This is a genomic window from Vibrio sp. S11_S32 (assembly GCF_014694465.1).
GTDB classification, from domain to species: Bacteria; Pseudomonadota; Gammaproteobacteria; order Enterobacterales; family Vibrionaceae; genus Vibrio; species Vibrio algicola.
Map to the genome: position 1 here is coordinate 1 of NZ_JAAUWS010000188.1, position 254 is coordinate 254.

A 254-nucleotide genomic window follows, 5' to 3' on the forward strand; every position below is an offset into this window, starting at 1 on the left:
ATAAATCTCTTAACAGAAGAAAAATCATTTAAAGCCGGCATCAAGCGAAAGCAGAAAAAGGCAAATCGAAATAACGATTACCTTTCCAAAGTCCTTGTAGGGCAAGGGCTTTCGTAATCTTGCCCTGAGCTGCACTGGCGTTTGGATGTGGGCTTTAACGAAGATAGTTGTCGTATTAGACGAGAGCAGGCTGGTGAAAACTTGGCAGTCATACGCCATGCGGTCATAAATCTCTTAACAGAAGAAAAATCATT

Annotated in this window: 1 pseudogene; it reads left to right on the forward strand. The window is 41.7% G+C overall.

The annotated features are described in order from the left end of the window. Positions 1 to 129: 129 nt before the first annotated feature. Positions 130 to 254, forward strand: a pseudogene (locus tag HC723_RS17630) (ISAs1 family transposase); the annotation flags it as partial.